Source organism: Candidatus Bathyarchaeota archaeon, from assembly GCA_029882535.1.
In the GTDB taxonomy this organism is placed as follows: Archaea; Thermoproteota; Bathyarchaeia; order Bathyarchaeales; family SOJC01; genus JAOUKM01.
This window is the reverse complement of record JAOUKM010000003.1, coordinates 106,442-113,236: the sequence shown is the minus strand read 5'-3', so window position 1 is coordinate 113,236 and position 6,795 is coordinate 106,442. Positions and strand designations below refer to the sequence as shown.

The window sequence follows — 6,795 nt, the reverse complement described above, 5'->3', positions numbered from 1 at the left end:
CCAGGCAAAGCCAATAGCCTTTGAAAACCACAGTTCCCCTTTTGACTAACAAGATTTTGTTGTTTGGAAATTCTATTATGGCTGTTACTGTTCTGCCGCTAAACTTCATGTCATAGCACCAAAAAGATTAAGATAGGTAAAAAATTCTGCTATTCTGCTTTTCAGTTGTGAATAAGGACGCATATAAGGGAAGGAAGGCTTTGTTAGTATTGGGTTATTCCAGTGAAGCGGAGTTTCTCCAGTTTCATTGCAGGCGTATTGACCTCTTCCACTATTTCAAGTTTTTTTCCAAGCATTGGAATTCCTTTTAGAGCAGATAGCATGCTGTCTGTATAGCGTAGATTCATTACAGGCTTGGCGATTTCACCCTTTTCAATTAGAAACGTGCCGTCTCTTGTAAGCCCTGTGAGAATTGCCTTTGTAGGCTCAACTGGGTTAGTGTAGTGAAATCTTGTTACGAATATGCCATGTTTCGTTTCTCGAATCATCTCTTCCACAGACGCGTCGCCAGAAGCTACTGAGATGTTGAAAGGTATGGGTCTATTGTAGAACCCAAATACCGGCGGTAACACGTGTCCAGTGCTCTTTTTGCCTTTTTCTTTTCCTGCAGTAAAGGAGTCGTAGCAAATGCTTTTTGTCGAAACCCTGCCGTTATTAATAAGTTGCACCTTCTTTTTTGGAACGCCTTCGCCGTCTACTGGAAAGGGATACAATGCCTTTGCGTCTCTTGGGTCGTCCTTTACGTTCAGTTTTTTGTCAAACACTTGTTTTTTCAAATTGTATTTAATGAAGGATTGTCCATCTTGGTAGCTAGTTGCTGAAAAACCAATGTATCCCAGATACATGAGAAGCTCTGCCGTAGCCCGTGGCGAAAGAACTACTTCGTATTCTCCGATGGGAATTTTCTTTGGGTTTACGCTTTTAACCGATTTCTCTGCTGCTTGGCTACTAATTTTTACGGGGTCAATATCTTTTATTCGCTTAGAATGCTGCTCTGCTGATCCAAAACCCTGTGAACCTTTTGACTTTGAGATAACGGTTGTCTGCAAGGAGGTTGTCGAGATTTTTGCCCACGCCGAAATTCCAAGCGAGTTTGCAATGGCGAAAGCGAAAGATCCAGTGAAAAAGGATCCAGCAACTGCGTTGACTAGGCGAGATTTTGAATGCGCCGTATCTATGGCCTCTTTTACTCTTTCTGCTCTAAAGTCGGGTGTACATTTTGCAGTTTTCTTGTCGAATGTTCCTTTTATTGGAGTCCACTTTATCGGTTTGGGAAGGCTTTTGAAGTTTTTATTTGGAGGCATGACTTTGGCGATTTTGACGGCTTTTTTCACCGAGTCTTTAATTTGCTTTGTCTCTAAAGAGTTGGCACGTAATATTCCAACTTTTTTGCCGATAACAACTTTTATCGCCACTCCACCTCTTTTTGAGGCAACGTTTTGATGGATTTGTGAATTAGCATACCTTGTCAACGCAGAGTCTACGAAAAACGCAGCTGTCTGTGCTTGGTCTACTTCATGTTTTAAAGCAAGTTCAACGGTTTTTTCAGCGATTTCCAAAAGTCTTTTTGTAACCATACTTGTTCTCACCTTTTTTACTTGATTAGTCCCACCTTGACTTTTTTAAAGCGAGCAGTACCGCAGCCATGCCCCACATACATAACTTGCCCAGGCACTCCTTTTCCACAATTATGTACTCCCCACATTACCCAGTCATCTTTGCTTATGGCGTCGCATGACCCCCAAAATTGCGGTGTGATGCCCGTGTAGGTTGGATTTCTAACCATTTTTTCTTTGCTGCCATTTTTTATTGTCCAGCCAATTTCGGTGCCAAACTGAAAGTTTAATCGCCTGTCATCTATGCTCCATGACCTATTTACCTGCATCAAAATTCCTTTCTGTGTATCCTCAATGAGTTCTTCTGCTTTCCAGTCGCCTGGCAGTAGGTTGATGTTTGTCATTCGAATCAGCGGTATGGTTAAAGGTGAGTCTGCTCGCATGCCGCCGCTGCTTTCTTTCAGTTTAAGTAACGCGGCCGTTTCTCGCGATGACTGGTAGCCAACGAACATACCCTTCTTCACAAGATAGACTTTTTTAGCTGGTGTTCCTTCGTCGTCATATCCGAGCGTGCCCAACCCGCCTGGAACCGTCGCGTCGGCAACAATGTTGACGTGATTCGAACCATATCTGAGCTTTTTCAATTTATCTGGTGTAAGGAAGCTTGTGCCTGCATAGTCGGCTTCCATGCCTAAGGCTCTGTCGAGCTCGGTTGGATGCCCACAGCTTTCGTGAACTTGAAGTGCCAACTGATCACCAGTAATGATTAAATCAGTGTTTGCCGAGGGACATTTTTCAGCTTTAAGCAACTGTACAGCTTCTTTCCCCGTTTGTTTTGCGTGTTTAGACAGTTTTAGAGATTTGAATAACTCGTAGCCGCTTGTTGAGAAGTTGCCGCGGAAAGAGCTTGGATAGGAGCGCCGTTGCACTTCACCGTTTTTTATAGCCACAGCCATAATTCCACCGCCGCACCAGTTTATCTGTTGACGAATTTCAGCGCCTTCCGTGCTCATGAACAGCTTTTTCTCTTGCATTGCTCTGAAGAAAGCATACGACACTTTGATGAGAGGCGACTGTTTTGCAACGGTACGTTCTGCGTTCATCAACGTTTCCATTTTTTCTTCTAACGGAATTTCAAAGGGGTTTTTCCTTACTGGTGTTGAATAATTACTTTTCTTTGCCTCAGTTTTCTTTAATGCTACAGCTTTTTTCTTGACTTTGGCGCTGGCTTTTGCGATCGCCACAGCTTTATGAGCTATCTCTTTAATTTCTTTTTTAGTCAAATCTACGGATGCTGCGAATCCCCAAGCACCGTTTATCATTACACGTATTCCGATGCCATTCGTCTGCAACAAGTTAGTTTCTTCTGGAACACCGTTTTTCACAGTCAAGTTTTCATCTAGAATCTCTCCAATTCGGACGTCAGCGTATGATGCGCCTACCTTAACTGCTTCCTCTAACCCTTTTCTTCCAAGGTCCAGTGACATTCTACTTTTCTCCTTTTGACCTATGTTTGGTCTAGGATGCTTAAAAAATGTATACTCGTGGTTAGATCATCTTACGATGCGAATTTGCCGTTGATCGATCAGAACACGTCTTATGTAGAAAGGTATTAAAAAAGAAACGCTGCCAATATCTTACTGAAGACGCAGAAAGAAGTGTTGATATGGAGCTTCCTGAGCTAACCATTCTAGGCCACCAGATGGAAAAAGAGATTACGGGAAAACGAATTTCCGAAGTTGAAGTGGCTAACCCTAAATGTTTGAACACGTCCTTTGAACAGTTTCAGGAAGTTGTTGTTGGGAAAACCATCAACTCAGTTGAAAGCAAGGGTAAGTGGCTTTTCATCAAACTTAACTCAGATCATGTTCTTCTATTTAACCCAGGTATGGGCGCTGACGTCATCCACTTCAAACCGTGTGGCAAACTGCCCGAAAAATACCAAGTGAAATTCGCTCTAGACGACAAATCAGGCTTCACTATCCGCGTCTGGTGGTTTTGCTATTTACATCTCATGCTAGAAAACAAGCCTGGCGAACACAAATTAACCTCAAAGCTGGGCATAACATTGCTAGATAAAAAATTCACGTTGGATTATTTCAAACAGTTACTTGGCAAGAAACGCGGCAACATCAAAAATTTCCTGCTTGACCAGAAGAACGTAGCAGGCATCGGCAACGTCTACATTCAGGACATGCTTTTCAACGCGAAACTTCACCCAAAAAGAAAAATTCCATCACTCACTAAAAAGGAAATTGAAGCCCTTTACAACTCTATACAATCAGTAATAAACGAAAGTATTATGCTAGGCGGGCTAACCTACGAGAAAGATTTCTACGGTAACAAAGGTGGCTACGGCGCGAAACAATTCAAAATAGCCTACAAATCTGGCAAGCCTTGCCCCTCTTGTCAAACAATTATACAGAAAATCAAGACGGGCTCAACTAGCAGTTTTATCTGCCCAGCCTGTCAACCTTTAGACGAGTAGGGCGCGGCTAAACTGTTTCAACCTTAGTTATTTCAGGTATCTTTCGTTTGAGGAATTTTTCAACTCCCCATTTTATTGTCATTGTTGACATTGGACAGCCAGCGCATGCTCCTTTCAACTTAACCTTAGCGATTCCGTTCTCTACATCGATAAGTTCGATGTCTCCGCCGTCAGCCTGTAAATTCGGCCTTATCTCTTCAATTGCGTTTTCGACTTTTTCTCTAATCTTTTCTTCCATTTTAGTTCACTAGGAGACATTAATGAGGATGTATCATAAAAACTTCTCTTAAAAGATGTTTCTTACACGGCTCCTAAATCTAATAGCAGGATTTTGCGTTAGTTGTTTTTATGTCTGCAAGAAGAAATAATAGCACCCATTCCTAATGTGTACGGTAAAATGTTGAATGTCTCTCTGCTTCCTCTAGACTTTTTTGGCAGTTTATTCTCTGTCAGATTTTGGAGAGACGGGCAAATATCTTTGTGGAACTTTGGTTACCAATGTAAAAAACAACTCTGCGAGGGATTAGTCAATGCCGCACTATGTTGAGATCATAGAAAACTTGTCACGAATGCTAAAACCCGTGTCAGCAGTGCAAAACGCAGATGCTACTGTTGCTCTCCTGCTAAGACCTGTGAATCAAGACTTTAAGATTCTCCTAGTGAAGAGAACAGAGAACCCTTTTGATCCATGGTCGGGACAGATGGCTTTTCCCGGCGGGAAACGCAACCCCAAAGATCGGAACATAAGGCACACAGTTGTTCGAGAAACGCTAGAAGAAACCAACATAAACATTATTCGTCGCGGTCGTTTTTTGGGGGTGTTGGAAAATATGAGGTCAACTGTGAGACCAAAACTATCAGTTGCTCCTTTCACCTTTCTTTTAGAACATGAGCCTACAATAATATTAAACGAAGAATTAGAAGGGTATTCGTGGATTTTCTTGAAAAAACTGCGAGAATGTAATGGAATTGCCAAACTTCCTTTCGGAGAAGTTCCAGCATATATTGTTGAGGGAAATGTTATTTGGGGCTTGACTTATAGAATTCTGGAAAATTTTATTCAAATCTTTTGGCGAGCTACACGCAATCGCTCATCTCTTTAAGGTTTTTCGCTAAAACCATGCAAGGCTATTAATAGTCTTTTGATTCAAATCTGCATAAGTCGAATATTGGAATAACCTCTTTATTGCTGCAATAGTTTTATAAACTAGCGAAAGGCGGAAGAAAGGAGAACACACACTTTGTGTAGCAGTAAACTTGTCGCCAGTTTAGATGTAGTTATACACATGTTGGCTGATCCATGCTGGAGCAAGAAGGCTAAAGAGGTGAAGACTTTAAGAGAGATGCAGCAATTCCTTCTCGACTTTTGTAAGGCTAATGGAAAGGTAACACGAATAGACAAGGACACTGTACACGTCTACCTCTAGTTAACATTATCTAGGCAAAATTGCTGTTTAGAGATTCAGATTTCCATTTCATAGACCTTTTCACTTGGAAACTAGAACCTTCCTCTGTGAAATGTTTCATGCATAGAAAAAAAGCCAGCAAACTTGTTGCGGCCATTACAATGGCGTTCTTTCTGACTCTAATGCTTTCTAGGGTATGTTCTGCACAGAATTATGAGCAGCAGTATTTTCTGTTAAAAGGACAATCTACTTATCGACTTACTCTTTCAATAACTCATTCACTATACGAATATTACCAGCAGAAGAATCATCAATTAACTCAAGATAACTTTGCAAGTTTTGTAACTCCTTATTCACTAGCACTAGTAGCCGAAGACATTAGAAGCATATTCCCAGATGAGGAAAACTTCGTAAACGCGGTTCTCATGTTGGTTCATCAAATTCCATATCAAATCGTTGAAGAAGCTAAATATCCAGTTGAAACTATCGTCGAAAACAAGGGCGATTGCGATTTACTTTCGTATGTTGCAACGTCATTGATAAAATCTCAAGACTTGAGCGTTGTCCTATTATACTATGAACAGGAAAGCCACATGAACATCGGTGTAAGTCTTCTCAACCCTCCAACAAATGCACGGGCAACAATTTCACACGTTGACTACATGGAAACTCGATACTACATAGCAGAATGCACGGGTGATGATTGGCGGAACGGTTGGAGGGTTGGTGAGTGTCCTCCCGAGCTTGAAGGGGCTCAGGTAACTGTTGTCACTCTGGAGAACAGTGAGCAAATTGCCCCCGGTCAAGTTTCATCTAGCTTCGGGACATTGAAATCTTCAGCAATATCTTTGACTACTTCATCAAACTTCGTGATAGAAGGAAGCGCCGTAGTAATAACTGGTCAAGTTTCCGCCTCGAATCCTGAAGGAACCGTTACGTTGTATGCAGCAACGAATGGTTACTGGTTCTCTATTGAAACAGTAGAGTTAGATTCAAGCGGGCAATATGTTTTTTCGTGGATTCCACCGCTTTTGGGGCAGTACTATGTGAAGGCAAGCTGGTCTGGAGATGCTGAATATGCAGGGGCGGACAGCGGAACAGTTTCTATTTATGTTGTTCCCGAAATTTTGGTCTTTGCTGGTGGTGGGCTTGTCGTTATTACTATAATTGTTGTTGTGTTGTTTTTGATGTATAGAACTACGCATCCCCAGGAGATGCAAACTCTTGAAGCAGTTTCTCAATGAGATTTACAGATGGAAGCTTTCATTGTCGGAATATGTCGATTTTGGAAACATATTTTCTGAGGATATATACAGAAAATGATGTGAATCACAAATTCATAAAA

7 protein-coding genes are annotated in these 6,795 nt (G+C 41.6%); 4 read left to right on the top strand and 3 right to left on the bottom strand.

Annotated elements, in window-relative coordinates:
• Positions 1-203: 203 nt before the first annotated feature.
• Positions 204-1,577, bottom strand: coding sequence for a TldD/PmbA family protein (locus tag OEX01_02195; GenBank protein MDH5447800.1), 1,374 nt, complete (start codon positions 1,575-1,577; stop codon positions 204-206).
• Positions 1,578-1,594: 17 nt separating this feature from the next.
• Positions 1,595-3,043 carry a TldD/PmbA family protein gene (locus tag OEX01_02190; protein ID MDH5447799.1) on the bottom strand — a complete coding sequence of 483 codons (1,449 nt, stop codon included), beginning with the start codon at positions 3,041-3,043 and terminating at the stop codon, positions 1,595-1,597.
• Between the two features lie 179 nt (positions 3,044-3,222).
• On the opposite strand from OEX01_02190, the gene OEX01_02185 reads away from it, so the two are divergent.
• Entirely contained in the window at positions 3,223-4,044 is an 822-nt protein-coding gene (locus tag OEX01_02185; protein MDH5447798.1) for an Fpg/Nei family DNA glycosylase, read from the top strand.
• Between the two features lie 7 nt (positions 4,045-4,051).
• Here OEX01_02185 and OEX01_02180 read toward each other — a convergent pair whose 3' ends face one another.
• Positions 4,052-4,270 (bottom strand): NifU family protein, encoded by a 219-nt coding sequence (locus tag OEX01_02180; GenBank protein ID MDH5447797.1) that lies wholly within the window; start codon positions 4,268-4,270, stop codon positions 4,052-4,054.
• 304 nt (positions 4,271-4,574) lie between these two features.
• Here OEX01_02180 and OEX01_02175 point away from each other — a divergent pair, with 304 nt between their 5' ends.
• The 3 genes from OEX01_02175 (at position 4,575) to OEX01_02165 (ending at position 6,694) form a co-directional block, all read left to right on the top strand.
• Positions 4,575-5,147, top strand: coding sequence for a CoA pyrophosphatase (locus tag OEX01_02175; GenBank protein ID MDH5447796.1), 573 nt, complete (start codon positions 4,575-4,577; stop codon positions 5,145-5,147).
• Between the two features lie 138 nt (positions 5,148-5,285).
• A complete protein-coding gene (locus OEX01_02170; protein ID MDH5447795.1) occupies positions 5,286-5,471 on the top strand; it encodes a hypothetical protein in 186 nt (61 codons plus the stop codon).
• A 98-nt stretch (positions 5,472-5,569) separates the two neighbouring features.
• Positions 5,570-6,694 carry an Ig-like domain-containing protein gene (locus OEX01_02165; protein ID MDH5447794.1) on the top strand — a complete coding sequence of 375 codons (1,125 nt, stop codon included), beginning with the start codon at positions 5,570-5,572 and terminating at the stop codon, positions 6,692-6,694.
• Positions 6,695-6,795: the final 101 nt, after the last annotated feature.

Excerpts from the sequence above, each read along its gene's own strand:
- OEX01_02165 (MDH5447794.1), top strand. The coding sequence starts at position 5,570 with ATGCATAGAAAAAAAGCCAGCAAACTTGTTGCGGCCATTACAATGGCG.
- OEX01_02175 (MDH5447796.1), top strand. The coding sequence starts at position 4,575 with ATGCCGCACTATGTTGAGATCATAGAAAACTTGTCACGAATGCTAAAA.
- OEX01_02190 (MDH5447799.1), bottom strand. The coding sequence starts at position 3,043 with ATGTCACTGGACCTTGGAAGAAAAGGGTTAGAGGAAGCAGTTAAGGTA.
- OEX01_02185 (MDH5447798.1), top strand. The coding sequence starts at position 3,223 with ATGGAGCTTCCTGAGCTAACCATTCTAGGCCACCAGATGGAAAAAGAG.
- OEX01_02195 (MDH5447800.1), bottom strand. The coding sequence starts at position 1,577 with ATGGTTACAAAAAGACTTTTGGAAATCGCTGAAAAAACCGTTGAACTT.